This is a genomic window from Pseudomonas sivasensis (assembly GCF_052938085.1).
Window position 1 is genome coordinate 1,267,049 of the sequence record NZ_CP176442.1, and the last position, 24,278, is coordinate 1,291,326.

Consider the following 24,278-nt stretch of genomic DNA (forward strand, 5'->3'; position numbering starts at 1 on the left):
TTCGAAATTGTTTCAAAGTCGCCATATGGGCTACTTTGATGTAGAAAACGGCCCCTGAGTCGCCCACGATCTCACCCTCTTTGCGGCGAAAGGAGACGCTATGATCTTTCCGGTTCTCGATGGTCTCAAGCTGCACAAGGTGCTGGTACGCACCGTCAAGGAATTCGTCGACGACGAGATGTCCACCTACGCGTCTGCATTGGCCTACCAGATGCTGTTCTCGCTGTTTCCCTTCCTGCTGTTCCTGATTGCCCTGATCGGTTTCCTGCACCTGCCGGACTTCTTTACCTGGCTGCGCCTGCAGTCGGAACTGGTGTTGCCGCCCCAGGCTTTGGAGCAGGTCAACCCGGTGATCGACCAGTTGCAGCAATCCAAGGGTGGCCTGCTGTCGGTGGGTATCGTGATTGCGCTGTGGACCGCGTCGGCTGGTGTACGGTTGATGATGAGCGCCATGAACGCAGCCTACGACGTGGTGGAAGGCCGGCCGATTTGGAAGCGTTTTCCGCTGTCGATTTTCTACACCATTGGTATCGCCGGCATGCTGCTGGCCGCTGCGGCGTTGATGGTGCTTGGCCCCCAAGTGATGGAATGGGTGGCGGGGCAGATCGGCATGCAGGAGTTCGTGGTCACCTTGTGGACCATCCTGCGCTGGCCGCTGATTGTGATTTTGCTGATGTTTGCCGTGGCCTTGATGTACTACGTGATGCCTGACGTCGAGCAGAAATTCCGCTTTATCACCCCAGGCTCGGTGCTCGCAGTGGTGGTGTGGATCGTGGCCTCCCTGGGATTTGGCTACTACGTCAAAACCTTCGCCGACTACAACGCCATGTATGGCAGTATCGGTGCGATCATCGTCCTGCTTTTGTACTTCTATATTTCCGCTGCCGTGCTGCTGCTCGGCGCGGAGATGAATGCCGTGATCGAACACATGTCGGCCGAGGGTAAAGATCCCGGTGAAAAAGAGTTCGATGAACCCGGCCACACCGATGAAAAACAGCACGTCTCAGGCCTAGGCCGTGACCACTCCAAGCCCACCCCCGTTGAGCCTGATCAATGATTCGTGAAATCCTGAAAATGGGCGATGAGCGCCTGCTGCGTATCGCGCCACCGGTTCCGCCGGAGATGTTCGACAGCCCCGAGCTGTGGCAATTGATCGACGACATGTTCCAGACCATGGAGCACGTCGGCGGCGTAGGTCTGGCGGCGCCGCAGATTGGCGTCGACCTGCAACTGGTGATCTTTGGATTTGAAGCCAGCGAGCGCTACCCGGACGCGCCGCCGGTGCCGCAGACTATCCTGATCAATCCGTTGATCACGCCGCTCAGCCCAGTGCTGGAAGAAGGCTACGAAGGTTGCCTGTCGGTACCCGGTCTGCGCGGCGCAGTGGACCGTTACCAGCAGATCCGCTACGAAGGTTTCGACCCCAAGGGTGAGCCGATCGTCCGCACTGCCGACGGCTTTCATGCGCGGGTGGTGCAGCACGAGTGCGATCACCTGATTGGCCGGTTGTATCCGTCGCGGATCACCGACTTCAGCAAGTTCGGGTTTATCGAAGTGATGTTCCCCGACATGGACCCAACGGCTGACGAGTAACCCCAGACACACTGAAAAAATATGGGAGGCCAAGTGCCTCCCATATTTGAATCGCGCTTCACATCGGGTTATCGGGTCGGCTTCACGAACTTCAACGTCATCCGATCCGATTCGCCAATCGCCACATACTTGGCCTTGTCCTGCTCTCCCAGCTTCAATGCCGGCGGCAATGTCCACACGCCCTCCGGGTAGTCTTTGGTGTCTTTCGGGTTGGCATTCACCTCGCTTTGCCCCTCCAGTTTGAAGCCCGCGTCGGTGGCCAGTTTCACCACATACGCTGTGGTCAGATAGCCGCTGTGCTTGATGTCTTCCAGCGACGCTCCGTCTTTGGCGCGGTGATCCACCACACCTAGCACGCCACCGGGTTTAAGCACCTTGTAGAACGCGTTGAAAGTGGCCCTGTCGGTATCAGCCAGCACCCAGTTGTGCACATTGCGGAATGTCAGCACCGTATCGACCGAGGCCGGTTTGCCGAATACCGGTGCCTTGGGGTCGAACTCGATCACCTCGGCCTTGGCATAACGCGTAGGGTCGGCGGCAAATTTTTTCTTGAGGTTTTCTTCGGACGTACGCGCGTAAGCGCTGCTGCTCGCGGCCTGCACCGCAGCGATGTAGTGCCCTTGATCCTTGAGCAATGGCGCCAGCACCTCGCTGTACCAGCCGCCGCCGGGGGTGATTTCGATCACGCTCTGTTTGGCGCCCAGGCCAAAGAATTCCAAGGTCTGCTGTGGATGCCGATACCCATCGCGGGCGCTGTTTGCCGGGTCGCGCCAACTGCCGGCGAGCACGCTGGCGTATTGCTGGGCACTGATGGGAGCGTCGGCTGCCTGGCTCAAGGCCGGGGCGAGGAGGGCGGTGAGGGCGAGGGCTGCAAGCGTCGGTTTCATGATCATCCTGGTAAAGGCCACGGTGCTGCCGAGGCTAGCATGGGCGCTTTACCGGCCGATCACACATTATCTGAGGTCGACCTCACCAACGGTTCTAAGCCCATGGCGATCATCGGTTTGTTGCGCTTGTAACGCACCAGCCGTTCGCTGAGGGATTGGGGCAGGATCGTATCCTGGGTGAATCCCATGCGCTGATACAGGCTTTCTAGGTCTGGATGGCACAGCAGCCATACCGTGCCTTGCACATCAGCTATTGCCTGAAGAATCAAGCGCGCCGCCAACCCTTGGCGGCGATACGCCGGAGCCACAAACACTCCGGTCAGCCATTGCCCGCCTACCACCGGCGACAGGCACAGCCCGGCGACAATTTCACCATTGCGCGCCACCCATAAACGCCCGCCTTTGAGGGCCTTCATCGACGAGTCGTGGCTGCGGTAGAACTTGTTCAGCAGCGGCCACAGAGGCTCTGCCAGCAGATCAATGGACAACTCAGTCATGGTGTTCAGACAGGCTTTATAAAGGGGCGCGGATTATAAACCCCTTCTGGCGGGTGATCGGTGTTATACCCAGTGTTACATCCCCTTTCAGTGGAGCACGCATCATGGCCAAAGGTATGGATTCAAAGAAAGCAGCGAAGAAGAAACCGGCAAAGACCGCCGATGAAAAACGCGCCGACAAAAAAACCAAAAAATCCGAGAGCGGCCTGTTCGGTCACTGATCACCGTTCAACTGAAGGATTTTAAGCGGCCAACGCAACCCTCTCTGTTGGCCGTTCCCTGCCCCGCGCTCAACCTCCCTTCCTGCCCCGCCTTGCCATAACTAATGGCTGACTGGTGGCCTTGCATAGCGCCAAGCCCTGTCTATGCTCACCCAGAACCGTTGATGACGCTCGGCGTGTAAAGCGTTTCGGATGGTTATCCCATAAAGGTCTGCCAGCACTATCCAACTGATGAATGGAATGCGCCTAGCCAGGCGCGGGTTACTTAAGGGTGTCCGACATGTTCAACCTCCATCACAAGTCTGACCTGCTTGAAATCCAGCGTTTCTCCTGTGCACTCACCGAATCCAACGCCAAACTCGCCGCTATCAGCCGTTCCATGGCCATGATCGAATTTGATCGCGATGGGGTGATACTCGATGCCAATGACAACTTTTGCAAAACCATGGGCTACAGCGCCGAGGAAATTCGCGGCCAGCATCATCGGATCTTTTGTGACGAGGCCTACACCCATACCGACGCCTACGCCAAGCTTTGGCGCGACCTGGCGCGGGGCGAGGCCCTCAGCGGCACGTTCGTACGCTTGAACAGGCACGGCCAGGAGGTGTGGCTCGAAGCCAGCTATATGCCTGTGCTGGACAGCGACAACCACGTACAGAGTGTGATCAAAGTCGCGTCCGATATTTCCGCGCGGGTCCACCATGAACATGAAAACCAGAGCCTGATCGACGCCATCAGCCGCTCCATGGCGATGATCGAGTTCACCCCTCAAGGCCAGATTCTCAAGGCCAATAACAACTTTCTGAAGACCGTGCAGTACTCACTGGATGAAATCGTCGGCCAGCACCACAGCCTGTTTTGCCATCGCAGCGAAGTGGAGTCGCCGGCGTACAAAGCGTTCTGGGCGTCCCTCAATCGCGGCGAATACCACTCGCACCGCTTCGAGCGCAAAAACAAATACGGCAAAACCCTGTTTTTGGAAGCGTCCTACAACCCGATTTTCGACACCAACGGGCGCCTGTACAAAGTGGTGAAATTCGCCAGCGACATCACCGACCAAGTGACCACCCTGCGCACCGCCGCCGATTCGGCTCACGCCACCTCGGTACAAAACGACGCCTGCGCGCGCAAAGGATCGGAGGTGGTGCAGCAAACCGTGCAGATCATCGAAGAGATTTCTCACAATTTGAACCAGGCGGCACAGAGCATCGACGCGGTGAGCAAGCAGTCGGACATCATTGGCGCCATTGTGCAGACCATCCGCAGCATTGCCGAGCAAACCAATATGCTGGCGCTCAACGCCGCGATTGAAGCGGCACGAGCCGGTGAGCACGGACGCGGGTTTGCGGTGGTGGCCGACGAAGTGCGCAGCCTCGCCGCACGTACCAGCCACGCGACGGTGGAGATTGTGGAGGTGGTGCGCAAGAACCACGATCTGTCGTTGAGCGCAGTGTCGAGCATGCAGTCGAGCTTGAGCCGTACGGGGTTGGGGGTGGAACTGGCGAATGAGGCGGGGCAGGTTATCCTGGAGATTCAGGAAGGGTCACGGCATGTGGTGGATGCGATCGGGCAGTTCAATTCGACCCTTCAACTGCAATAGCCGACCTATCCATTTCCAATTTGGAAAGCCAATCCCTGTGGGAGGGCGCAAGCACTCCCACAGGTTGATCCGAAGTGTGGCTTAGATTGCCGCCAGGGTTTCTTTCACCGAGTGCGCAGGATCAGTGGCTTTCGCCGCTACTTGCTGCTCTTGTTGCTGCTTCAACCGGTCGGCCACTTGCTTGGAAATCGCGTCCTGTTTTTCCAGGGACATGTTCTGTACATCCGCCTCAGTCAAACCCTGCTCCTTGAGCAACTGCTCACGGATGCGTTCGGCCGGGGTTTTGCTCATGTACTCCGTGAATTCCGAGCGCGCGCCAGAGGTGGATGTGGTGGCAGGCGTCTCGGTCGAGGAGGTGGTTGCCGTGGTGGAGGCTTGCAACTGCACGCGGGTCTTCGCGAAGGCTTCGTCGATACGGTCGGTGGCTTTGTCCAGGTCCTTCTGCGCGACCGGTACGGTCACACTTTGCTGCGCGGCTTGAACTGCGCCGCTGTACAGCGCACTGGCGGCAGCGTTGGCTGGATCCATATCGGGGCGTTTGAGCTGTTGGACGGTCGATACGGCTTGGGTGTTGTTGTTAACCAGCATGATCGGGCACCTGGAGGAAATGTACGGTGCTACAGCTGGAGCAAATAGCGTGCCGGGCGCAAAAGCCCAGGTTTTGCTGGGAGCGGCTCGGCTGTTGCGGCAAGTGCTGGCCCATCGACGGCCAGCCATTGCCGCCTGCAACTCAGTAGGTGATGGGAATCTCGAATGTCTGAAACGCATCATCCACCGGTTGATAGCCCAGCACACGCGTGGTTTCGCTCAAGTCCAGACGCTTGAAACGGTTATTGGAAATGCCGTGGGCGATCAAGTGCTTTACGTCTTTAGTTTCAACCGAACGTTGCAGCAATTGCACCGTATCCCGTGGGCTGAGCCAAGCGCTGAGGTCGCGGGCGTTGTTCAGGTCGTGGCTTTCGGGGAATTCAAAGGCGCCAATGCGCAGTGCGATGGTCGACAGTGGCGTTTTCGCCGCGTAGTAGCCGCACAGCGCCTCGCCATAGCATTTGCTCACGCCATACAGATTGGCGGGCAGCACTGGCATGCCAGGCGTGATCTGCCGATCCACCGGGTAGCCTTCGATGGTCTGGGCGCTGCTGGCGAAAACCAGACGCTTTACCCCGGCGGCCACGGCAGCTTCGAACAGGTAGGTGGTGGCGAGGATGTTGTTTGGCAGCAGTTCGTCGAACGAGGCGCTGGCATGGGGGATGCCCGACAGGTGCACGATCACGTCGATGCCATCGAGCAGCGCGACGAGCGCGGATTTATCGCTCAAGTCGGCGTGTACGAAGCGATGGTCGCCCAGTTCAAAATCCGGCGTGACGCGGTCTGTAAGCGTGAAGCGGTAGCGGTCTTTCGAGGCTTCGAAAAACGTCTTGCCGATTCTGCCGCAGGCGCCGGTGAGCAGTATGTTGAGTCCTTTCACGTGCATGTCCTTAGTTGTGGCCGTCGAGGGCGAAGGTCTGGAAGCCCGGATGCTGGCTGAGGCGTTCGTAATACGCTGCGATGGCGGGGTAGGGCGGATGTTCCATGGGCGTCATGCGCCAGCGGTGCACCGAAAGGCCGATAAGGACGTCGGCGAGGGTGAATTCGTCGCCGGTGACGTAAGCGTTGGTTTTGGTCAACTGTTGTTCCAGCAGGCCCATCTTGTCATTCCAGCCCTGTACGCCGGCTGCGATTCGTTGCGGGTCCTGATGCTCAGGACTCTGACGCACCAGCGCTTGGAACGCGTAACCCCAGGAAGGGTTGAGCTCGGTGGCTTGCCAGTCCATCCACTGCTCCACCCTGGCCCGTGGCGCGGGTTCGGCGGGCAAGAGGTCGTGGCGTTGGTAGAGGCTGACCAGGTAGCGGCAGATGGTGTTGGATTCCCACAGCACGCCGTGGTCGTCGATGAGCACAGGTATTTGCGCGTTAGGGTTCAGGGCCAGGAATTCGGGGGATTGGGTGGGGGTGTAGCCGATGCCCCAATCTTCGCGTACGTATTCGATGCCCAGTTCGTGGCATGTCCACAGGACTTTGCGTACGTTGATGGAAGAGGTGCGGCCCAAGATTTTCAGTGAGTGTCCCATGGTGCTTCCCTGGCAGTGGAGAAGGGACAATCTAGCAGGGGCCGGGGAGGTTAAGCGAGCGCGGTCAAATTGAGGGAGCCGGCAGGCTAGCTCCCTCGATGGATCACGTTCGGCTTGAAGGTCAGGTGCTTTCCCGCACCTGCAACGCAAAGCCCATGTCCACTACCGGCTTGGCGACCTTGTTGCCCGCCATGATCGTGAGCAGATGCTCCGCCGCACGGCGGCCAATGGCTTCGCGTGGCGTGCTGATGCTGCTCAGGCGCGGCACCATAAAGGACGACGCGGGCAAGTCGTTGAAACCCAGCACCGCCACGCGCTCTGGCACCTTTATGCCATGGCGCAGGGCTTCCAGCAGCGCGCCTTGGGCCAGGTCGTCGTTGCCGAAGAAGATCGCATCCACGTCCGGATGGGCGGCCAGCAACTGCAGGAACAACTCACCGCCCAGGCCCACGGAAGAAGGACGCGGTGTCAGCAGCTCCAGCGCCGGGTCGTACATTCCGGCCTGTTGCAGGGCGCGGCGGAAACCCTCGCCACGTAGCAAGGTACGTTGGTCCAATTGCGCACCGATATAGGCCAGGCGCTTGCGGCCACGGGACAGTAAATGCGCCGCGGCTGTTTCACCGGCGGCCAATTGCGAGAAGCCCACGCAATTCACGCCAGCGTTAGGGTCCAGGTCCATCATGTAAACGCAAGGCACATTGCTGGCCTCGACCATTCGTCGGGCGCTTTCGGTGCGATCGAAGCCCGTCAACAGCAAGCCCCGTGGCTGATAGGCCATGTAGTTGCGCAGCAGGTTTTCTTCTTCATCGCGGGAGTAGTGAGAGTTGCCGATCAGCACTTCAAAGCCTTTAGGCCGTAGCACCTGATGGATGGCTTCGAGGGTTTCGATAAATAGCAGGTTGGACAACGACGGTACCAACACCACCACCGAATGGCTTTGAGCCGAGGCCAGGGCGCGGGCTGCGGGGTTGACCACGTAGTTGAGCTCGGCAGCTGCCTGTTGGACTTTTTCTACCAGTTCGATGGCCACAGTGCTGATGCCGCGCAGGGCGCGTGAAGCGGTGATCGGACTGACGCCAGCCAGGCGGGCAACTTCGTTGAGGGTCGGGCGACCCGTGGTGCGCGTATTTTTATCGTTCTTAGAGGTCATCAGGCGGCTTGCCAAACAAAAATCGAGGCACTAAGGTAGCGCTGTCTCCAAATGGCTGCAAATTATTGAACTTTGGGTTGCCTGATCCGGTTCAAATGATTGGAGCGGATGCACGCGTCACTCCATAAAAATGACAAGACGGCGCGGGAAAAGCCTGTTTTTGCACGTGCCTTACAGCGTGTGAAGGTAGCGCTATCTGCGTCTTGAGGTGTTTCATGAGTCAACCTGTTACCGCTCTGGTTATCATGGGTGTTGCCGGCTGTGGCAAGACCAGTGTCAGCGAGGCCTTGTGCCGGCTGAACGGCGCCACCGCCATTGAAGGCGACAGCTTTCACCCTGCCGCGAACATCGAAAAGATGAGCGCCGGCCACCCCCTCAACGACGACGACCGCGCCGGCTGGCTCGACATCCTGTGCGATGAACTGCGCCGCTCGCTTAAAGCGAGTGAACATCCGGTGCTCACCTGTTCGGCTCTCAAGAAGAAATACCGTGACCACCTGCGCGAAGCCGCGCCAGGTCTGGGTTTCGTATTCCTGGAACTGACCCGTGAAGTCGCCTCGGACCGCGTGTCCCATCGCCCCGGCCATTTCATGCCGGCAAGCCTGATCGACAGCCAGTTCGCCACCCTTGAATCGCCCAAAGGCGAGCCATTGACCCTGGCCCTCAACGCCAGTGAAGACAGTGTCGAGGCGTTGGCCGAGCAGACCAACGCTTGGTGGCTGCAACACGGCTTTGAACGAACTCATTAATTTTTTGCCGGAAAAGATAGCGCTATCCCCGGCAAGAAATTCAACACCCGCTTTAATAACAACAACAAACAGGAGAGACCCCCCATGTTTGGCATGTCCCACGAGTCGTACCTGCTGCTAGACGCAGTCGTCACTATCATCGGGTTGATCGTTCTGATCACCAAGTTCAAGGTCCACCCGTTCATTGCACTGATCATCGCGGCCGGCTTCCTCGGCCTGACCTCGGGCATGCCCGTGGACAAGATCATCAAAGCCTTCCAAGACGGTTTCGGCGGGGTGCTCGGCTTTGTCGGCATCATCCTCGCGCTGGGCACCATGCTCGGCAAGATGATGGCCGAATCCGGCGGTGCCGATCAGATTGCCCAGACCCTGATCCGCGCCTTCGGCAAAGAGAAGGTCCAGTGGGCCATGATGTTCGCCGCGTTCCTGGTGGGCATCCCGCTGTTCTTCGAGATCGGCTTTGTGCTGCTGATCCCGCTGGTGTTTATCGTCGCGCGCCGCACCGGTGTGTCGCTGATCAAGATCGGCATCCCGCTGCTCGCAGGCCTCTCGGCAGTGCACGGCCTGGTGCCACCGCACCCGGGCCCGCTGCTGGCTATCGGCGTGTTTGGCGCGGACATCGGCAAGACCATCCTGTATGGCCTGATCGTCGCACTGCCGACCGCCATCATCGCCGGCCCGATCTTCGGTACGTTCATCGCCAAGTACATCCCCGGTAATCCCTCCCAGGAACTGGTGGATCAACTGGCCCGCGAGACCGATAACAAGTCGCTGCCAAGCTTCGGCATCACATTGGTCACCGTGCTGCTGCCGGTGTTTCTGATGCTGCTCAAAACCTTCGCCGACATCGCCTTTGCCGAAGGCAACGTGGTGCGCAACTGGATGGACATGATCGGTCACCCGATCACCGCCTTGCTGCTGGCGCTTCTGCTGTCGCTGTACACCTTTGGTAGTCGCCAGGGCATTCACTCCAAGCAAATCCTCAAGCTGCTCGACGCCAGCCTTGCGCCGACGGCCGCGATCATCCTGATCATCGGTGCCGGTGGTGGCTTCAAGCAGATGCTGGTGACCAGCGGCGTGGGTGACGTGATTGGCCATATGGCGGTGAATGCGCAGATCAACCCGATCCTGCTGGCCTGGCTGGTAGCGGCGGTGATTCGTATTGCGACCGGTTCGGCGACCGTGGCGACCATTACCGGCGCTGGCATCGTAGTGCCGGTGGTGGGGATGATTCCGGGGGTTAACCGTGAGCTGCTGGTATTGGCGACGGGGGCGGGTTCGTTGATCCTGTCTCACGTCAACGATGCGGGGTTCTGGCTGGTGAAGCAGTACTTCAACATGACCGTGGCCGAGACCTTCAAGACCTGGACGGCGATGGAAACCATTCTGTCTGTGGTGGCGTTGATCTTCATCATGCTGCTGTCGTTGGTGGTCTAACAGACACACCAGCAGCAAGGGTGAAAACCCAATGCAAATGTGGGAGGGGGCTTGCCCCCGATGGCGGTGGGTCAGTCACCAGATGCAGTGATTGAACCTCTGCTATCGGGGGCAAGCCCCCTCCCACATGTTGACCACATTTGTTCAGGTGGATCGGGTCAGGCTTTAGCGACCAGCCCATCCGCCCGGAACATCCCGCGAATCCCGCGCACCGCCTGGCGAATCCGGTCCTGGTTTTCGATCAGCGCAAAGCGCACATGATCATCCCCATACTCGCCAAATCCAATCCCCGGCGACACACAGACCTTCGCTTCCAGCAGCAGCTTCTTGGCAAACTCCAGCGAACCCATGGCGGCATACGCCTCCGGGATCTTCGCCCAGACGTACATCGAAGCCTTGGGATTCTCCACCATCCAGCCCAACTCATGCAGGCCCTTGACCAGCACATTGCGGCGCTGGCGGTATTGCTCGGCGATGTCTTTCACGCACTGTTGATCGCCTTCCAACGCAGCAATCGCGGCGACTTGCAGCGGGGTGAAGGTACCGTAATCGTGGTAACTCTTGATCCGTGCCAGGGCGTTGACCAGTTCCGGGTTGCCCACCATGAAACCGATGCGCCAGCCGGCCATGTTGTAGCTCTTGGACAGGGTGAAAAACTCCACCGCAATGTCCTTGGCCCCCGGCACTTGCATGATCGATGGGGCTTTCCAGCCGTCGTAGACGATGTCGGCGTAGGCCAGGTCATGCACCACCAGCACGTCGTACTGCTTGGCCAGGGCGATCACCCGTTCGAAGAAATCCAGCTCCACGCACTGCGCGGTCGGGTTGGACGGGAAGCCGAGGATCATCATCTTCGGCTTCGGGATCGACCCACGAATCGCCCGTTCCAGCTCGGCGAAGAAGTCCACGCCCGGAATCAGCGGCACCGAACGCACCTGGGCGCCGGCAATCACGGCACCGTAGATATGAATCGGGTAGCTCGGGTTGGGCACCAGCACCGTGTCGCCCTGGTCCAGGGTGGCCAGCATCAAATGCGCCAGGCCTTCCTTGGAACCGATGGTGACGATGGCTTCCGTCTCGGGGTCGATGTCCACCTCGTAGCGGTCTTTGTACCAGCGCGAAATCGCCCGGCGCAGACGCGGAATGCCTTTGGAGGTGGAGTAACCGTGGGTGTCTTCACGCTGGGCGACGGTAACCATTTTCTCCACGATATGGGGAGGCGTGGCGCCGTCGGGGTTACCCATGCTCAAGTCGATGATGTCTTCGCCGCGCCGACGCGCAGCCATCTTCAGCTCGGCAGTGATATTGAAAACGTAAGGGGGGAGTCGATCTATGCGCGCAAAGCGGCGCGGCGAACCTTGGTCGGCCATTGTTGCCTCGAGAGTACGTAAGCGCCCGGAACCGTCCGAGCGACGTCGGCCACTGCGGTGGCCTGCGGAGCAGACAATACGGTCGATGATGGCCAGTTGTCCATATGCGTAGGAAAATTTTCTGCATGGAGTACGGCACGGATATGCCCCTATACTCGATGCGGGTTTGTTCCCTCATAAGAAGGAGACTGTTCGTATGGATCAGCAGACAAAACAACCGTTAGAGCCACGCATGGAAGCAGGCAAGGCCTTGGTGATTGCTGGGGTACAAGGGCGTTATTCCAAGGCGACGGTGGGCGATATTCCCAAGTTGTGGGAGTTGTTCGACACCTGCATCAAGGACATCAAGAAGCGCATCGGCGGTGTGACCTATGGCGTTTGCCATAACCCCAATCACGGCGAATTCGATTACATGGCGGGGGTGGAAGTCCCGAGCAAAAGCGACGTCCCGAGTAACTTCGAAGCCATTGAAATTCCACCGCTCAACTATGCGGTGTTCCCGCATTACGGACCGGTGCAGGCATTGGAACAGACGTACGAGCGCATCATGTTCGAGTGGTTGCCACATTCGGGCTACAAAGTGGCAGGGCCGGATTTTGAACGCTACAGCGCTGATTTTGACGTGAGGAAAGGCACGGGGACGGTGGAGATCTGGTTGCCGGTAGTCAAGGCCTGATGTCACACGACTGAGCTGCGTTGGCAGCTCAGTCGTGGGTATCACTGGCTGAGCAGGCGGCCGATGAAGGAGTGGACACCTTCCAGCACACCGCTGGTTTGCAGTGTTTCACCCGCATTTACCCATTCAAGCTTGTTGATGTTGGAGATTTGGGGTCTTGATTGCGGGTCGCGCCATGCATCGGCCACACCCTGATCGCCAAAGGTGAGGTCCAACTGCCCAGTCGCGGTGTACCTGGTCAGTTCGACGAGGCTGCCGTTTGTATTGCGCCACAAGACGACGATTTTCCCATCGGGTTGAACCGTCACGCTGTCATAACTTCCATGACGAGCATCGTTCTCCTTGGGGATTCCGCCATTGAACTGCGGATCAGGTTGGCCGTTGGCAAGCAGGCTCGTCACGAAGTTCTGCTTGCGCGGCAACCGGTGCTCACCGCCGACGACAACTATCCGGCCATCGGGTCCTTTGGCCAGCGCTGAGGCCTGTTTTTCCCCAGTACCTGAAAGCTCCAATTGGACGTAACCTGCGTTACCAAAAGCCGTGTCCGCTTCTCCAGCATGTGTGAATCCTTTAATAAGGGCCTTGCCGTTTATAGAGCCCGCAATCAAAAAACCCCTCTCAGTGGTCAATACTGGGCCCATAAGGGCGCCGCGCTCTTCAAGCGGATCTAAAAAGCCGAAGTTGAGTTCCTGGCCGGAACTGCTGAGTTGATAGATAAAACTGCTTGTACCGTCATTAAATACACAAATGATCTTGTCATCGGACTGTAAAGCTAAACCGGCTTTGCTGTTTAAGTTCAACTGAATCCGCTTATTCAGCACCACCTCGCCATTATTGCCGAACCTGAAGTCTGAATTGCCGTTTGCTTCGTTGAATCGACTGATAGAGACCGCCACATTGTTGATATGGGTGGCCAGTAACAGTTGCCTGCCATTAGGCTGAATGAGCATGTCGATGAAGGTTTGGCGTTGCTGCATCGCCGTCAGCCCTCGCCCGAATCGAGCGTCGTTCTCTCCCGTAGGCGTTTGTTTGGTGATGCCAATGAAGGGGCCATCCGGCTCGCTATACGGGCCTGCTGTGATGGTTGAACCGTCTTCGAGGACTCGGGAGATCCCTGCGGTGCGGGTGTTTATAACGGTACCGTCTTTGAGTGGAGGGGTGCCAAAGGAAAGATCCGGGCTCCCTGCAGTGTTAAGCGTATTGTTGCTCGGTGGAGTATTCATGGAGGGTCTCCGTGCTGGGCGTTGAGCGTTTCCACGCCTGCTCGTTGCACCGCTTGAGCGACTACCTTGGCATTCCAGTACAGAGCAATCGGCAACGCCTGTATAGCTGTGAACTTTGACAGTGGACAGCCAGGGAGGGTGGGCCAGAGTGGTCGATTTATCGGCGTTGGGATATTTAAAGCAGGCTGGGGTCGTCTCGTCCAAACACCCACTTTAACTTTCGCTCATACCCAACTCGCCCCTTATACGCCTCCCCGCTGTCTACCCATCCCGCGCCCAGATACAACCCCATCGCCGCCACATTGTCGGTGTCCACCGACAACTCCAGCGCCTTGATCTGTGGCCACGTCTCTATCGCTGCCGCCGGCAATGCCTGCAAACACGCCTTGCCGAACCCACTGCCTTGTTGCCGCCGATCCACCTGGAACGCATGCAGCGTGGCGCTGTGTGCATCGGCCCAATGGGGCAGGCAAGGTGGGCGTTTGAGCAAGAGGAAGGCCACCGGAATGTCATCGGCCAGCAGGACGAACCCTTTGACGCCTGGGCTTGGTTTGGCCAGCAGCGAATTGAGCGCGCAATACATATCGCCGCAAAACGGCAGTTGTTCGGGATGAACTTCGATGGCGCTGGCTTGCTGTCGTTGCACAGCAGTGAGCGCCTCGTAGGCGACAAGGCGGGTTTGCATCGGAACGTCCGAACGGCTGCAAGGAAGCGCGCAGTCTAGCGGGTTTGAGGGCGACACAGTGCTTAGTGATGAGCGCGCTGGCCCTGAGCGAGGCGCGCCAATTCACCACATACTCTGAGCCTGATCACTCATCCAGCATCTGCGCCAGCATCCAGCTGCCCGCCGGTCCCGGTGGATACTGCCGCGACCACAGCGCATCCACCGCTACCAGTCGCGGCCAACCGCGCACTGGGAGTTCCACCAGCCCAGTGTTGCCAAAGCGTTCCACCAGCCAACGCGGCAGCTCGGCCCAACCGAAACCGAGCTGGGCCATTTCCATCAGCATCAGAAAACTCGGCGCCGACCAAACGCGGCCGCTGGGGCGGGTTTCATTCGGGTTGATGATGCTCGCCAGCCGAAGTTCGCGGTGTTGCTGCAAGCGCTGCGCGTCGACGTTCGGCAGCGTGGCCAACGGATGCTCGGGCGCGACGAACAGCGCGATTTCCGTGCGTTCAGCCACGGGCGCGCGGCTGAGGTCGGGTGGGTAATGCGCCTGGGCTTCGACAAACGCGATCTGCGCACGACCGCTCTGCACCAGCGCGATCAAGTCTTCGCACTCGGCGATCAGCCATTCCAGTTCAAGGTCCGGGTAACGCTGCTCGAAGGCCTTGAGCGCGAGTTCGAAGCGCTCAGATTGATAGGTATCGGACATGGCAATCGTGACTTTCGGCTCCAATCCCATGGCCAACTGACTCGCGGCCAGCGACAGGCGACTGCTGGCTTCCAGGACTTGCTCGGCGCGTTGCAGCAACACCAGGCCGGCGGGCGTGAGCGTCGGCTTCCGGCTGCTGCGATCAAACAGCACCACATCCAAATCAATCTCCAGGCTGGCTACCGCCGCGCTGACGGTGGACTGGCTCTTGCCCAGTTTGCGCGCCGCCGCCGAAAACGAGCCTTGGGTGGCCGCCTGCACAAACGCCTGCAGCACTTCATTAGAGGCCATGACTATCGCCTTGATCGATGGTTATTGGTTATGAAGTATCGATTCAAAGGGTAATGATGGCAACCGTCGTCACTCTCGGAGACGGGTCATGAACCCTACCAAATCCATCACTGAACGCGTTTGCCAGGCTGTTGGTTTCGAAGCCCTGGCGTTGTTGATCTGCACCCCTTTGTTGGCGTGGATCATGGACAAACCCGCCCTGGAAATGGGCATGGTCACCCTGGCGATCAGCCTGATGGCGCTGACCTGGAACGTGATCTTTAACGGCCTGTTCGACCGACTCAAGGCACGCCTGCAACTGGCCAACAATGGCTGGACCCGCGTGTTGCACGCGCTCATGTTTGAAGGTGGCTTGATTTTGGTGTGCGTACCGCTGATTGCGGCGTGGCTGAATATCAGCCTGATGCAGGCATTTATCCTCGACATAGGTGTATTGCTGTTCTTCCTGCCGTACACCTATGTGTATCACTGGGGCTATGACGTACTGCGCGACAAGCTCCTACAGAAACATGCCGCCCGACGCCTCGATGCGCTGGCCGGTGATCCAGTGGCTGCCGTCGGCCAGCAGGCTGGCAATCGCTCCACCGATATCGTCCGGTAAGCCGGCGCGGCCCAGGGCGGTGTTGCTCGCGACCATGGCATTGAGGTTGGCGTTGTCGCGTACAGCGCCGCCGCCGAAGTCAGTTTCGATCGCGCCAGGGGCCAGGATGTTGACGCTGATCCCGCGCCCACCCAGCTCTTTGGCCTGGTAGCGGGTCAGCACTTCCATGGCGCCTTTCATCGCCGCGTAGGCGGCATAGCCCGGCAGGCTGAAACGCGCCAGGCCGCTGGAGACGTTGAGGATGCGGCCGCCGTCGCGGATCAACGGCAACAGCTTCTGCGTCAGGAAAAACGGGCCCTTGAATTGGATCGCCACCAGTTGGTCGAACTGGGCTTCGGTGGTCTCGGCAAAACTGGCGTGAATGCCGATCCCGGCGTTGTTGATCAGAAAGTCGATGTGATCCTGTGCGAAAACATCCTTGAGCACGCCGGCCACGTCGCCGACAAAACCTTCGAATGTTGCGCTTTGGCTCACATCCAATTGCAGCATGGCGGCGCGGCCACCCAATTGTTCGATCTCGGCCACCAATGCCTGCGCCTCGTCGGCCTTGCTGTGATAGGTGCCGATGATGTCTACGCCTTGCGCCGCCAGGTGCAACGCAGCGTTTTTACCCAAGCCACGGCTGGCGCCGGTGATCAATGCGATTTTGCGGGTCATGGTGCAGTCCTCTTCAGATGTGAACGTGGGACTGAGTGTATTTGTCCGCTGCTAACGTGATAAACAGGGCTACACCGGAATCACTGGCCGGATAAGGCGAACAATCCCATGAACAAACTTGAGTTGCTGCGCACCTTCGTGCGGGTCACCGAACTGTCGAGTTTTACCCAGGCGGGCGAGAGTCTGGGGCTGCCGCGTTCCACGGTGTCCGAGCATGTGCAGGCGTTGGAAGAACTGCTCGGCGCGCGTCTGTTGCAGCGCACCACACGCAAAGTGCAGGCGACCCAGGACGGGCGCGTGTTGTACGAGCGCAGCAAGGACCTGCTCGCGCATATGGAGGAACTCGAAGGGCTGTTTCGCCAGGACGAAGCGCAACTGAGCGGGCGCATCCGAGTCGACATGCCCAACGTGATGGCGCGGGAACTGATCCTGCCGCGCTTGTCGCAGTTCATGGACGCGCACCCGTTGATCGAGTTGGAGATCAGTTGCACCGACCGCCAGGTCGACCTGCTCGCCGAAGGCTTCGACTGCGTACTGCGCGTCGGCGCCCAGCCGGACCACAGCGTGGTCGCACGCGTGCTGTGCCGCATGCCGATGATCAACTGCGCGAGCGCGGGTTACGTGCAACGTTACGGCGTGCCCGCGACCTTGGCCGATCTGGCGCAGCATCAATTGGTGCATTACGTGCGGCCGTTGGGTTCACGCTCGGCCGGTTTCGAGTATCAGCAAGGCAACAAGGTGCAGCGCATCCCCATGGCCGGGCGGGTGACGGTCAACAGCACGGATGCTTATCGCGTGGCGTGCCTGGGCGGTTTTGGCATTACTCAGGTGCCGGCCTTGGGTATTCGTGACTTGCTCGCCAGTGGCGAGTTGGTTGCCCTGCTCCCGGACTACCCGGCGCCGCCGCTGGATGTGTCCTTGCTCTACGCGGGCCAGCGGCATTTGCCGTTGCGGGTGCGCGTGTTCATGGACTGGCTGGCGGCCACCCTGCAAGCCCATCTTTAACGGCGCGCCGACAGTTGCTGCGGCGCCAGGAACGCGTCGTGAAAGTAATCCCGGAACGCCTGCATCGCCGGGGTAAATGCCCGCTCGCGGTGCCAGGCCAGTCCGACGCTCATGGGCGTGACCGGGTCGGTGACGGTCAGGGTTTCGATGCGCTTGCCTTCCAGTGACCACGGGCGGTGCACCAAGTCCGACAGAATCGCCACGCCGCTGCCATTGGCGACCATGCTGCGTACTGCCTCCACCGAACTGGTGCGCAGTCGCACCTTAGGCGTTTGCCCGGCCTGTTCCCAATAGCGCATGGCGCTGTGTTCGGCTTCATCGACGGTCAGCAGGATGTAGGGCTCTTGCGCCACATCCGCCAGGCTCACGGCGCCGCGCTCGCACAATGGGTGATGGCTGGGCAGCCACAGGCGACGTTCCGAGTTGAACAGAATCTCGGAAACGATCGCCGGGTGAGTCAGGTTGGCGGTGAGCACCACGGCCATGTCGAACTGGCCGTCGAGCAGACCTTGTTCGATCGCCTGGCGCTCCTGCTCGAAGACCTCGATGGTCACGTCCGGATGCCAATGCTCCATGCGCTGCAAGTGATGGGGCAGGAAGTAACCAAGCACAGTGTAACTGGCCGCTACCCGCAGCACGCCGCTGGCGCGGTAGTCGGGCAATGGACTGTTCAGCGCATCGTCCACGCTGCGCACAATCACATAGGCGCGGTTGAGAAAGTGCCGCCCGGCATCGGTCAAGTTCATGCCTTGGGCCGAGCGCACAAACAGTTGCACGCCGAGCATCGCCTCCAACTCCTTGATCGCCGTGGTCACCGCCGACTGCGAGATGTTCAGGTGGATCGCCGCCTGAGAAATCTGGCCGATCTCAGCGGTGGCGACGAAGTAGCGGATTTGGCGCAAGGTCAGCGACATGAGCGATATCTGTTTTTCAGAAGATAGGGCATCTGATAATAGATCTTCCCAAGGGGTCAAGGCGCAGCCTACTTTTCCAACATCATTTCTGGCGGAGCGACCCCGATGCAGGCAGTGGATTTCAATTCGGACATGGGCGAAGGTTTCGGCCCCTGGACCATCGGTGATGGCGTCGACGCGGAGCTGATGGCCTACATCAGCTCGGCCAATATCGCCACCGGCTTCCACGCCGGCGACCCCGGCACCATGCGCCGCACCGTCGAACGCGCCAAGCAACTGGGCGTGGCCATCGGCGCCCATCCCGGCTTTCGTGATCTGGTCGGCTTTGGCCGTCGGCATATCAACGCACCGGCCCAGGAACTGGTGGACGATATCCTCTACCAACTCGGTGCCCTGCGGGAAATCGCCCGCGCCCAAGGCATGACGCTGCAACATATCAAGCCTCACGGCGCGCTCTACATGCACTTGGCCCGTGACGAAGAAGCGGCCCGGCTGCTGGTGCAAAACCTGCAACTCATCGAACCGACGCTGTTGCTGTACTGCATGCCCAACTCGGTGATCTGGCGGGTGGCCAAGGAGTTGGGGCAACCGGTGGTCCGGGAATTTTATGCCGATCGTGAGTACGATCTGACGGGCTCCATCGTGTTTACTCGCACTGTTCGCGCGCTTGATCCTGCAACGGTGGCGGCACGAGTCCTGCGGGCTTGTCAGACGGGGTTGGTGCGCACCGTAGAAGGCGAAGACCTGTTTATCGAATTCGATTCCATCTGCCTGCACAGCGACACTCCCGGCGCCCTGGAACTGGTGGAAGCCACCCGCGAAGCCTTGGACCAGGCGGGTATCACGGTCAAAACACCCTAATAAGATCGATCCCTTACTTTTTTGCCTGCCTTTCCATAACCATTCCAAGAGGAAGCGACATGGCTGAAACGACCCCCATCCGCTACAGCTTCGGCGGTGACGAACACCTGTTTGCCGAGGTCAGCGACAGCATGTCGTTGGAGGCCTTTTTCAAGGGCATGGCGGTGACCCGAGCGGTGGAGCGCCTGGCGCTGGAAGGCGTGCTGGATGTGTGCCTGGCCAACGCCTCGTTCCAGATCCGTTTCGACCCCGACCGCATCGCGCCCCATGTGTTGCTCGATGCCGTGCAAAGCGCCGAAGCCCAGGCCGTGGCCGAACGCACCTTGCGCACGCGCATCATCGAAATCCCGGTGCTGTACAACGACCCCTGGACCCATGAAACCCTGATGCGTTTTCGCGATCGCCATCAAGACCCCAGCGGCACCGACCTGGAGTACGCCGCGCGCATCAATGGCCTGGCGGATGTGGACGCGTTTATCGCCGCTCACAGCGGCGCGCCGTGGTTTGTGTCGATGGTCGGGTTTGTCGCGGGTCTACCGTTCATGTTCCAAATGGTCGAGCGTGAGCGGCAGTTGCAGGTGCCCAAATACCTGCGCCCGCGCACCGACACGCCCAAACTCACCCTCGGCCATGGTGGCTGCTTTGGGTGTATCTACTCGGTGCGCGGCGCTGGCGGTTACCAAATGTTCGGGGTGACCCCGGCGCCGATCTACGACCCGGCGCAGCAGTTGGCCTACCTCAAGGAGCACATGGTGTTCTTTCGCCCCGGTGACATCGTGCAGTTCAAGCCCATAGAACGTGATGCCTACGACCTGGCCGTCGCCGAGGTGGACGCAGGACGTTTCGACCTGCGCATCCGCCCAGTGGAATTTTCCCTCGACGCCTTTCTGGCCGACCCGGTGGGCTATCCGAAAACCCTGCAGGAGGCGCTGGCATGATCAAAGTCCTCAAACCCGGCCTCGCCACCTCTGTGCAGGACCTTGGCCGCGAAGGTTATTACCACTTGGGCATTCCGCCGTCGGGGGCGCTGGACCAATACGCGCTGAGCGCGGCCAACCATCTGGTGGGCAATCCGGTCGGTGCGGCGGGCCTGGAATGCACCTTGATCGGGCCTGAATTGGAATTCCAACAGGATGCGTTGGTGGCACTCAGCGGCGCGCTCATGTCGCCGTGCCTTGACGGCGAAGTGGTGCATCAGGACACCGCGTTCCAGGTGCGTGCCGGGCAGGTGCTGCGTTTCGAATTTCCCAAGGCCGGCGCACGGACTTACCTGGCGGTGGCCGGCGGCATTGATGTGCCCGTGGTGCTCGGCAGTCGCTCCACTTACACCCTGGGCGCGCTTGGTGGGTTTAAAGGTCGGCGCTTGCAGGAGGGTGATGAATTGCCCATCGGTGAGCTCTGCGGGCAGGGCCGGGCGGGCAACAGTTTGCCGATGGCCTTGCGCCGGTCGGTAGGGGGCGATATCACCCTGCGTGTGGTGCCTGGCCTGTATTACGAGCGCCTGACCGGTGCCGCCAAAAGCAGTTTTTTCGCCGAACCGTGGACCGTGGGTTCCGAAGCGGACCGTATCGGCTATCGCTTCAAGGGCGGTAGCGCGTTGAGCTTTGAACCACGGGAACAGCCGTTTGGCGCGGGCTCGGATCCGTCGAATATTGTCGACAGCTGCTACCCCATCGGTTCGATCCAGGTACCGGCGGGGCTGGAGCCGATTGTGTTGCATCGAGATGCAGTGTCGGGCGGAGGTTACGCGATGATCGGCACGGTGATCAGTGCCGATCTGGATTTGATCGGGCAAATGCAGCCCAACCAGCGCGCGGGGTTTGTGGCGGTGACGCTGGAGGAGGCCCTTGAGGCGCGGCGGGTGTACAAGAAGCGGCTCAAGGCCATGACGGGTCTCTTCAACAACTGACACAACACACATCCAACTGTGGGAGGGAGCAAACCCCCTCCCACAGTTTCAATCTATGTTGTGTCAGAAAAGTTGGGTGAACAGCCAGTAGAGGCTGCCAGACAGAAGAATCGCCGCCGGCAACGTCAGCACCCACGCCATCAGCAAATTGCGGATCGTCCGCATCTGCAACCCAGCACCATTGGCCACCATGGTCCCCGCCACACCGGATGACAGCACATGGGTTGTCGACACCGGCAACCCATACATATCTGCGGCCCCGATGGTCAGCATCGCCACTGTTTCCGCCGCCCCACCTTGGGCGTAGGTCATGTGGGTCTTGCCGATTTTCTCGCCCACCGTGACCACGATGCGCTTCCAGCCGACCATGGTGCCCAGGCCAAGCGCAATGGCCACCGCGATCTTCACCCAAAGCGGAATGAAGCGCGTGGCGTTGTCGATCTGTTGCTTGAACAGCTGCAGTTTGTCTTGGGTGTCGGCGTCGAAATTGCCGACCTTGCCCTTGTCCATCAGGCGAATGGTTTCGCTGGTCAGGTACATGTCGTTACGCACGTTGCCGACCGCCTCGGCGGGGACTTTGGCCAGGGAACCGTAGCCTTTGACTTCTTCGCCGATATGCCCGGTGAGCGCGGCGAGGGCCGGCACCAGGTCCGGTGTGGCTTGCTTGGTGCGCACGTAGGTCGACAGGACGGGGCGCGGGTCGCCGGGCAATGCCTGCGCCGTGGTTTTCATCAGGGCGGCCTGGGTCACTTCGGCCACCGCCGCGAACTGCAAAGACTGTTCGGCGGGCATGGTGCGGTTCAACGCATAGGCCATGGGCAATGTGCCGACCAGAATCAGCATGATCAGGCCCATGCCTTTCTGCCCATCGTTGGAGCCGTGGGCGAACGACACGCCGGTGCAGGTGGCGATCAACATGCCGCGAATCCACCACGGCGGCGGGGTGTTGCCTTTGGGCGCCTTGTACAGCGATCGGTTCTTCACAAAGGCGCGCATTGCCAGCAGCAACAAGGCTGCAAACGCAAAGCCGATCAAGGGGGACAGTAGCAACGCATAACCAATCTTGGTCGCCTGGGCCCAATCTACCCCGCTGGTACCGTCACGTCCGTGCATCAAGGCATTCGCCACGCCGACGCCGATGATCGAGCCGATCAGCGTATGGGAGGACGAGGCCGGTAAACCCAGCCACCAGGTGCCGAGGTTCCACAGGATCGCAGCGATCAGCAGGGCGAAGATCATCGCGAAACCGGCCGATGAGCCCACCTGCAAAATCAGCTCCACCGGCAGCAGGGCGATGATGCCAAACGCCACCGCGCCGCTGGAGAGCAGCACGCCGAGGAAGTTGAAAAAGCCTGACCACACCACCGCGAAATGCGGTGGCAGCGAGTTGGTGTAGATCACCGTCGCGACGGCGTTGGCGGTGTCGTGGAAACCGTTGACGAACTCGAAGCCCAGAGCGATCAACAACGCGACGCCCAGCAGCAGGAACGGCGTCCAGGTGGTGACCACCGTGCCCAGTTCGTGCATGTCATGCATCAGGCTGTAGGCGGTGAACAACAGTCCCATGGCGAGGACGGCGAAGAAAATGATCACGGTCACCAGGCCAGGTTTCTTGTCCAGGCGCGGTTTTGAATCGACGGAAGATGAGTGCGTGGAGGCAGTCAGGGAAGGGGTGGCCATGCCGGAGCATCCAGGTGATGAAGGATGTCGTTCATAGTCATTGCAGAATGTTACAACGGTGCTGCCGCAGGTCAGTGTTTGGTCAATCAGGCACGCCATTAGTCTGTCTTGCAGCGCACACAGCCGCGAAACTCATAGACACCACCGATCCCTGTGGGAGATGTCGAGCTTCAGCGAGGCTTCGATAGCGGCGGCAGGGCTGGCAGAGGTGTTGGCTGACACACTGTCATCGGGAGCAAGCCCCCTCCCACAGCGGATCTCATTTCAATTTGAAAATCTGCGAAACGCCCAGCGCCCGGCAATCAAGGTAAAGGTCGCGACCAGCGCCACCAAAATCCAGAAGCCTTCCGGGTCTTGTGAAAGCGGCACGCCGCCGACGTTCATGCCAAAAAAACCGGCGATGATGTTGATCGGCAGTGCCAGCACCGTCACTACCGTAAGGGTGAACAGAGTGCGGCTGCTTTGCTCGTTGAGGTTGGCGGCGATCTCTTCCTGCAACAGTTTGATGCGTTCGCCCAGAGCCGTCAGGTCGTTGATGATCAGCGCAAACTCTTCGGTGGATTTGCGCAACTCCTTCACGTCTTCCTTTTGCAGCCATTGCGGCGGTCGGTTGAGCAGGCGCAGCAACGAGCCCGGCTCCAACGCCAGCAAGCGTTGCAGGCGCACCAGTACCCGACGCGCGGCACCCAGTTCGGCGCGGTTGGTGGACAGGCGCGAGGACAGTAATTGGTCTTCGATATGGTCGACGCTGATGCTGGTCTTGCGCACGATCTGCGTCAGCACTTCGCCCTGGTCGCGCAGCAAATGCACCAACAGTTCCAGTGGCGAGCGAAAGTGTTCTCCGGCCTTTACCGACGAGCGCAACTTGTCCACCGAGTGCAACGGTTGCAGCCGCGCGCTGATCAACAGGCGGCTGCGAGCGCATACCCACAGCGTGGAAATATCCGACGAGACCATGCTGCTGAAGTTGAACACCACGTCGTTGACCACCGCCAGCAAGGCCGAGTCGACGTGTTCGATGCGGGTGGAGCGCGAGCCCTCGTGAAGGGCCTCGAAAAACTCTTCAGGCAGCTCCAGGTGCGCCTGCATCCAGCGCTCGCAGGCGGCGTGGGCGAGGTTCAGGTGCAGCCACAAGAACTCCTCCGGGTCCTGCGGTTGCTTCAATGCCGCCAGGGCGGTAGCCGAGTCAATCTGCTCCCCCTTAACACCTGGGCGAAAACGAAAACCGTAAAGCAAGCCAAACAGATCGGAGTCCTGATGGCTGTGATCGATGCTGTGATTCATGGAGGCTCGCAGAGAAAAGGCCTGTAGGACATTTCACAGGTCGCGTGGCGAATAATTACAGGGTTATTTGACAGTTTTATGACAGTCGTTGGTTTATTTCGCATTCGTGACATTTTATTGACCATTTGTCCGAATCCCTTCAAGAAGGCTCTATTCCGGCCGATTCAGCTCATTAACAACCGTTAG

Annotated in this window: 24 protein-coding genes and 2 pseudogenes; 12 read left to right on the top strand and 14 right to left on the bottom strand. The window is 59.7% G+C overall.

Annotated features, from left to right (window positions below; genetic code table 11):
• Positions 1–100: 100 nt before the first annotated feature.
• Together ACKZ62_RS05985 and def are read left to right on the top strand one after the other, a co-directional pair.
• Positions 101–1,057, top strand: coding sequence for a YihY/virulence factor BrkB family protein (locus ACKZ62_RS05985; RefSeq protein WP_032891018.1), 957 nt, complete (start codon positions 101–103; stop codon positions 1,055–1,057).
• The gene (gene def, locus ACKZ62_RS05990) at positions 1,054–1,593 is read left to right on the top strand and encodes a peptide deformylase (RefSeq protein ID WP_032891019.1); all 540 of its coding nucleotides are present in this window, start codon (positions 1,054–1,056) and stop codon (positions 1,591–1,593) included. The genes ACKZ62_RS05985 and def overlap by 4 nt, the downstream gene beginning before the upstream one ends.
• A 68-nt stretch (positions 1,594–1,661) precedes the next feature.
• Here the strand turns inward: def and ACKZ62_RS05995 are convergent, their stop codons facing one another.
• Positions 1,662–2,480 (bottom strand): class I SAM-dependent methyltransferase, encoded by an 819-nt coding sequence (locus ACKZ62_RS05995; RefSeq protein WP_122680747.1) that lies wholly within the window; start codon positions 2,478–2,480, stop codon positions 1,662–1,664.
• A gap of 59 nt (positions 2,481–2,539) precedes the next feature.
• Entirely contained in the window at positions 2,540–2,977 is a 438-nt protein-coding gene (locus ACKZ62_RS06000; protein ID WP_447096430.1) for a GNAT family N-acetyltransferase, read from the bottom strand.
• A gap of 501 nt (positions 2,978–3,478) precedes the next feature.
• On the opposite strand from ACKZ62_RS06000, the pseudogene ACKZ62_RS06005 reads away from it, so the two are divergent.
• Both ACKZ62_RS06005 and ACKZ62_RS06010 read left to right on the top strand, forming a co-directional pair.
• Positions 3,479–4,255 (top strand): annotated as a pseudogene (locus ACKZ62_RS06005) (PAS domain-containing protein); the annotation flags it as partial.
• Positions 4,256–4,393: 138 nt separating this feature from the next.
• A pseudogene (locus ACKZ62_RS06010) lies at positions 4,394–4,798 on the top strand (methyl-accepting chemotaxis protein); the annotation flags it as partial.
• Between the two features lie 81 nt (positions 4,799–4,879).
• On the opposite strand, the gene ACKZ62_RS06015 reads toward ACKZ62_RS06010, so the two are convergent.
• From ACKZ62_RS06015 to ACKZ62_RS06030, 4 genes are all read right to left on the bottom strand, one after another.
• Entirely contained in the window at positions 4,880–5,386 is a 507-nt protein-coding gene (locus tag ACKZ62_RS06015) for a hypothetical protein (protein WP_095185729.1), read from the bottom strand.
• A gap of 142 nt (positions 5,387–5,528) precedes the next feature.
• Entirely contained in the window at positions 5,529–6,266 is a 738-nt protein-coding gene (locus tag ACKZ62_RS06020) for an NAD-dependent epimerase/dehydratase family protein (protein ID WP_447096431.1), read from the bottom strand.
• Between the two features lie 10 nt (positions 6,267–6,276).
• A complete protein-coding gene (locus ACKZ62_RS06025; RefSeq protein ID WP_032891026.1) occupies positions 6,277–6,909 on the bottom strand; it encodes a glutathione S-transferase family protein in 633 nt (210 codons plus the stop codon).
• A gap of 121 nt (positions 6,910–7,030) precedes the next feature.
• Positions 7,031–8,062 (bottom strand): HTH-type transcriptional regulator GntR, encoded by a 1,032-nt coding sequence (locus ACKZ62_RS06030; protein ID WP_163034923.1) that lies wholly within the window; start codon positions 8,060–8,062, stop codon positions 7,031–7,033.
• A gap of 212 nt (positions 8,063–8,274) precedes the next feature.
• Between ACKZ62_RS06030 and ACKZ62_RS06035 the strand changes: the two genes are divergently transcribed.
• Together ACKZ62_RS06035 and ACKZ62_RS06040 are read left to right on the top strand one after the other, a co-directional pair.
• Positions 8,275–8,808, top strand: a complete 534-nt coding sequence (locus ACKZ62_RS06035; protein ID WP_447096432.1) for a gluconokinase — start codon at positions 8,275–8,277, stop codon at positions 8,806–8,808.
• 84 nt (positions 8,809–8,892) lie between these two features.
• Positions 8,893–10,245, top strand: a complete 1,353-nt coding sequence (locus tag ACKZ62_RS06040; RefSeq protein WP_032891030.1) for a GntP family permease — start codon at positions 8,893–8,895, stop codon at positions 10,243–10,245.
• A gap of 158 nt (positions 10,246–10,403) precedes the next feature.
• On the opposite strand, the gene alaC is transcribed toward ACKZ62_RS06040, so the two are convergent.
• Entirely contained in the window at positions 10,404–11,615 is a 1,212-nt protein-coding gene (gene alaC / locus ACKZ62_RS06045) for an alanine transaminase (RefSeq protein WP_032891031.1), read from the bottom strand.
• 196 nt (positions 11,616–11,811) lie between these two features.
• On the opposite strand from alaC, the gene ACKZ62_RS06050 reads away from it, so the two are divergent.
• On the top strand, positions 11,812–12,291 hold the full coding sequence (locus ACKZ62_RS06050; protein WP_032891033.1) for a GyrI-like domain-containing protein: 480 nt from the start codon (positions 11,812–11,814) through the stop codon (positions 12,289–12,291).
• A 41-nt stretch (positions 12,292–12,332) separates the two neighbouring features.
• Here ACKZ62_RS06050 and ACKZ62_RS06055 read toward each other — a convergent pair whose 3' ends face one another.
• From ACKZ62_RS06055 to ACKZ62_RS06065, 3 genes are all read right to left on the bottom strand, one after another.
• Positions 12,333–13,514 carry an NHL repeat-containing protein gene (locus ACKZ62_RS06055; RefSeq protein WP_447096433.1) on the bottom strand — a complete coding sequence of 394 codons (1,182 nt, stop codon included), beginning with the start codon at positions 13,512–13,514 and terminating at the stop codon, positions 12,333–12,335.
• Between the two features lie 175 nt (positions 13,515–13,689).
• A complete protein-coding gene (locus ACKZ62_RS06060) occupies positions 13,690–14,199 on the bottom strand; it encodes a GNAT family N-acetyltransferase (RefSeq protein WP_179179956.1) in 510 nt (169 codons plus the stop codon).
• A 124-nt stretch (positions 14,200–14,323) separates the two neighbouring features.
• A complete protein-coding gene (locus ACKZ62_RS06065; RefSeq protein ID WP_032891038.1) occupies positions 14,324–15,181 on the bottom strand; it encodes a LysR family transcriptional regulator in 858 nt (285 codons plus the stop codon).
• Positions 15,182–15,269: 88 nt separating this feature from the next.
• Here ACKZ62_RS06065 and ACKZ62_RS06070 point away from each other — a divergent pair, with 88 nt between their 5' ends.
• Positions 15,270–15,782: a multidrug/biocide efflux PACE transporter gene (locus tag ACKZ62_RS06070; RefSeq protein ID WP_122680741.1), complete on the top strand. Its 513-nt coding sequence runs from the start codon at positions 15,270–15,272 to the stop codon at positions 15,780–15,782.
• Here ACKZ62_RS06070 and ACKZ62_RS06075 read toward each other — a convergent pair.
• A complete protein-coding gene (locus tag ACKZ62_RS06075; RefSeq protein WP_032891041.1) occupies positions 15,681–16,439 on the bottom strand; it encodes an SDR family NAD(P)-dependent oxidoreductase in 759 nt (252 codons plus the stop codon). The genes ACKZ62_RS06070 and ACKZ62_RS06075 overlap by 102 nt on opposite strands.
• A gap of 108 nt (positions 16,440–16,547) precedes the next feature.
• Between ACKZ62_RS06075 and ACKZ62_RS06080 the strand changes: the two genes are divergently transcribed.
• The gene (locus ACKZ62_RS06080; protein ID WP_032891043.1) at positions 16,548–17,444 is read left to right on the top strand and encodes a LysR family transcriptional regulator; all 897 of its coding nucleotides are present in this window, start codon (positions 16,548–16,550) and stop codon (positions 17,442–17,444) included.
• On the opposite strand, the gene ACKZ62_RS06085 is transcribed toward ACKZ62_RS06080, so the two are convergent.
• Positions 17,441–18,358, bottom strand: a complete 918-nt coding sequence (locus ACKZ62_RS06085; RefSeq protein WP_032891044.1) for a LysR family transcriptional regulator — start codon at positions 18,356–18,358, stop codon at positions 17,441–17,443. The two genes, ACKZ62_RS06080 and ACKZ62_RS06085, sit on opposite strands and share 4 nt — an antisense overlap.
• A 105-nt stretch (positions 18,359–18,463) precedes the next feature.
• Between ACKZ62_RS06085 and ACKZ62_RS06090 the strand changes: the two genes are divergently transcribed.
• Genes ACKZ62_RS06090 through ACKZ62_RS06100 form a run of 3 tightly spaced genes read left to right on the top strand, consistent with a single transcriptional unit; the run spans position 18,464 to position 21,128 of the window.
• On the top strand, positions 18,464–19,219 hold the full coding sequence (locus ACKZ62_RS06090) for a 5-oxoprolinase subunit PxpA (RefSeq protein ID WP_447096434.1): 756 nt from the start codon (positions 18,464–18,466) through the stop codon (positions 19,217–19,219).
• 59 nt (positions 19,220–19,278) lie between these two features.
• On the top strand, positions 19,279–20,157 hold the full coding sequence (locus ACKZ62_RS06095; RefSeq protein WP_122753097.1) for a 5-oxoprolinase subunit B family protein: 879 nt from the start codon (positions 19,279–19,281) through the stop codon (positions 20,155–20,157).
• Positions 20,154–21,128, top strand: coding sequence for a 5-oxoprolinase subunit C family protein (locus ACKZ62_RS06100; protein WP_447096435.1), 975 nt, complete (start codon positions 20,154–20,156; stop codon positions 21,126–21,128). The genes ACKZ62_RS06095 and ACKZ62_RS06100 overlap by 4 nt, the downstream gene beginning before the upstream one ends.
• A gap of 63 nt (positions 21,129–21,191) precedes the next feature.
• Here the strand turns inward: ACKZ62_RS06100 and ACKZ62_RS06105 are convergent, their stop codons facing one another.
• Both ACKZ62_RS06105 and ACKZ62_RS06110 read right to left on the bottom strand, forming a co-directional pair.
• A complete protein-coding gene (locus ACKZ62_RS06105; protein ID WP_032891052.1) occupies positions 21,192–22,808 on the bottom strand; it encodes an inorganic phosphate transporter in 1,617 nt (538 codons plus the stop codon).
• A 264-nt stretch (positions 22,809–23,072) separates the two neighbouring features.
• The gene (locus ACKZ62_RS06110) at positions 23,073–24,092 is read right to left on the bottom strand and encodes a transporter (protein WP_032891053.1); all 1,020 of its coding nucleotides are present in this window, start codon (positions 24,090–24,092) and stop codon (positions 23,073–23,075) included.
• Positions 24,093–24,278 lie beyond the last annotated feature (186 nt).

Coding starts and splice junctions, on each gene's coding strand:
- ACKZ62_RS06105 (WP_032891052.1), bottom strand. CDS start 22,808: ATGGCCACCCCTTCCCTGACTGCCTCCACGCACTCATCTTCCGTCGAT.
- ACKZ62_RS06040 (WP_032891030.1), top strand. CDS start 8,893: ATGTTTGGCATGTCCCACGAGTCGTACCTGCTGCTAGACGCAGTCGTC.
- ACKZ62_RS06100 (WP_447096435.1), top strand. CDS start 20,154: ATGATCAAAGTCCTCAAACCCGGCCTCGCCACCTCTGTGCAGGACCTT.
- ACKZ62_RS06070 (WP_122680741.1), top strand. CDS start 15,270: ATGAACCCTACCAAATCCATCACTGAACGCGTTTGCCAGGCTGTTGGT.
- ACKZ62_RS06050 (WP_032891033.1), top strand. CDS start 11,812: ATGGATCAGCAGACAAAACAACCGTTAGAGCCACGCATGGAAGCAGGC.
- ACKZ62_RS06025 (WP_032891026.1), bottom strand. CDS start 6,909: ATGGGACACTCACTGAAAATCTTGGGCCGCACCTCTTCCATCAACGTA.
- ACKZ62_RS06090 (WP_447096434.1), top strand. CDS start 18,464: ATGCAGGCAGTGGATTTCAATTCGGACATGGGCGAAGGTTTCGGCCCC.
- ACKZ62_RS05985 (WP_032891018.1), top strand. CDS start 101: ATGATCTTTCCGGTTCTCGATGGTCTCAAGCTGCACAAGGTGCTGGTA.
- ACKZ62_RS06080 (WP_032891043.1), top strand. CDS start 16,548: ATGAACAAACTTGAGTTGCTGCGCACCTTCGTGCGGGTCACCGAACTG.
- ACKZ62_RS06055 (WP_447096433.1), bottom strand. CDS start 13,514: ATGAATACTCCACCGAGCAACAATACGCTTAACACTGCAGGGAGCCCG.
- ACKZ62_RS06110 (WP_032891053.1), bottom strand. CDS start 24,092: ATGAATCACAGCATCGATCACAGCCATCAGGACTCCGATCTGTTTGGC.
- def (WP_032891019.1), top strand. CDS start 1,054: ATGATTCGTGAAATCCTGAAAATGGGCGATGAGCGCCTGCTGCGTATC.
- ACKZ62_RS06095 (WP_122753097.1), top strand. CDS start 19,279: ATGGCTGAAACGACCCCCATCCGCTACAGCTTCGGCGGTGACGAACAC.
- ACKZ62_RS06000 (WP_447096430.1), bottom strand. CDS start 2,977: ATGACTGAGTTGTCCATTGATCTGCTGGCAGAGCCTCTGTGGCCGCTG.
- alaC (WP_032891031.1), bottom strand. CDS start 11,615: ATGGCCGACCAAGGTTCGCCGCGCCGCTTTGCGCGCATAGATCGACTC.
- ACKZ62_RS06015 (WP_095185729.1), bottom strand. CDS start 5,386: ATGCTGGTTAACAACAACACCCAAGCCGTATCGACCGTCCAACAGCTC.
- ACKZ62_RS06060 (WP_179179956.1), bottom strand. CDS start 14,199: ATGCAAACCCGCCTTGTCGCCTACGAGGCGCTCACTGCTGTGCAACGA.
- ACKZ62_RS06035 (WP_447096432.1), top strand. CDS start 8,275: ATGAGTCAACCTGTTACCGCTCTGGTTATCATGGGTGTTGCCGGCTGT.
- ACKZ62_RS06075 (WP_032891041.1), bottom strand. CDS start 16,439: ATGACCCGCAAAATCGCATTGATCACCGGCGCCAGCCGTGGCTTGGGT.
- ACKZ62_RS06065 (WP_032891038.1), bottom strand. CDS start 15,181: ATGGCCTCTAATGAAGTGCTGCAGGCGTTTGTGCAGGCGGCCACCCAA.
- ACKZ62_RS05995 (WP_122680747.1), bottom strand. CDS start 2,480: ATGAAACCGACGCTTGCAGCCCTCGCCCTCACCGCCCTCCTCGCCCCG.
- ACKZ62_RS06085 (WP_032891044.1), bottom strand. CDS start 18,358: ATGTCGCTGACCTTGCGCCAAATCCGCTACTTCGTCGCCACCGCTGAG.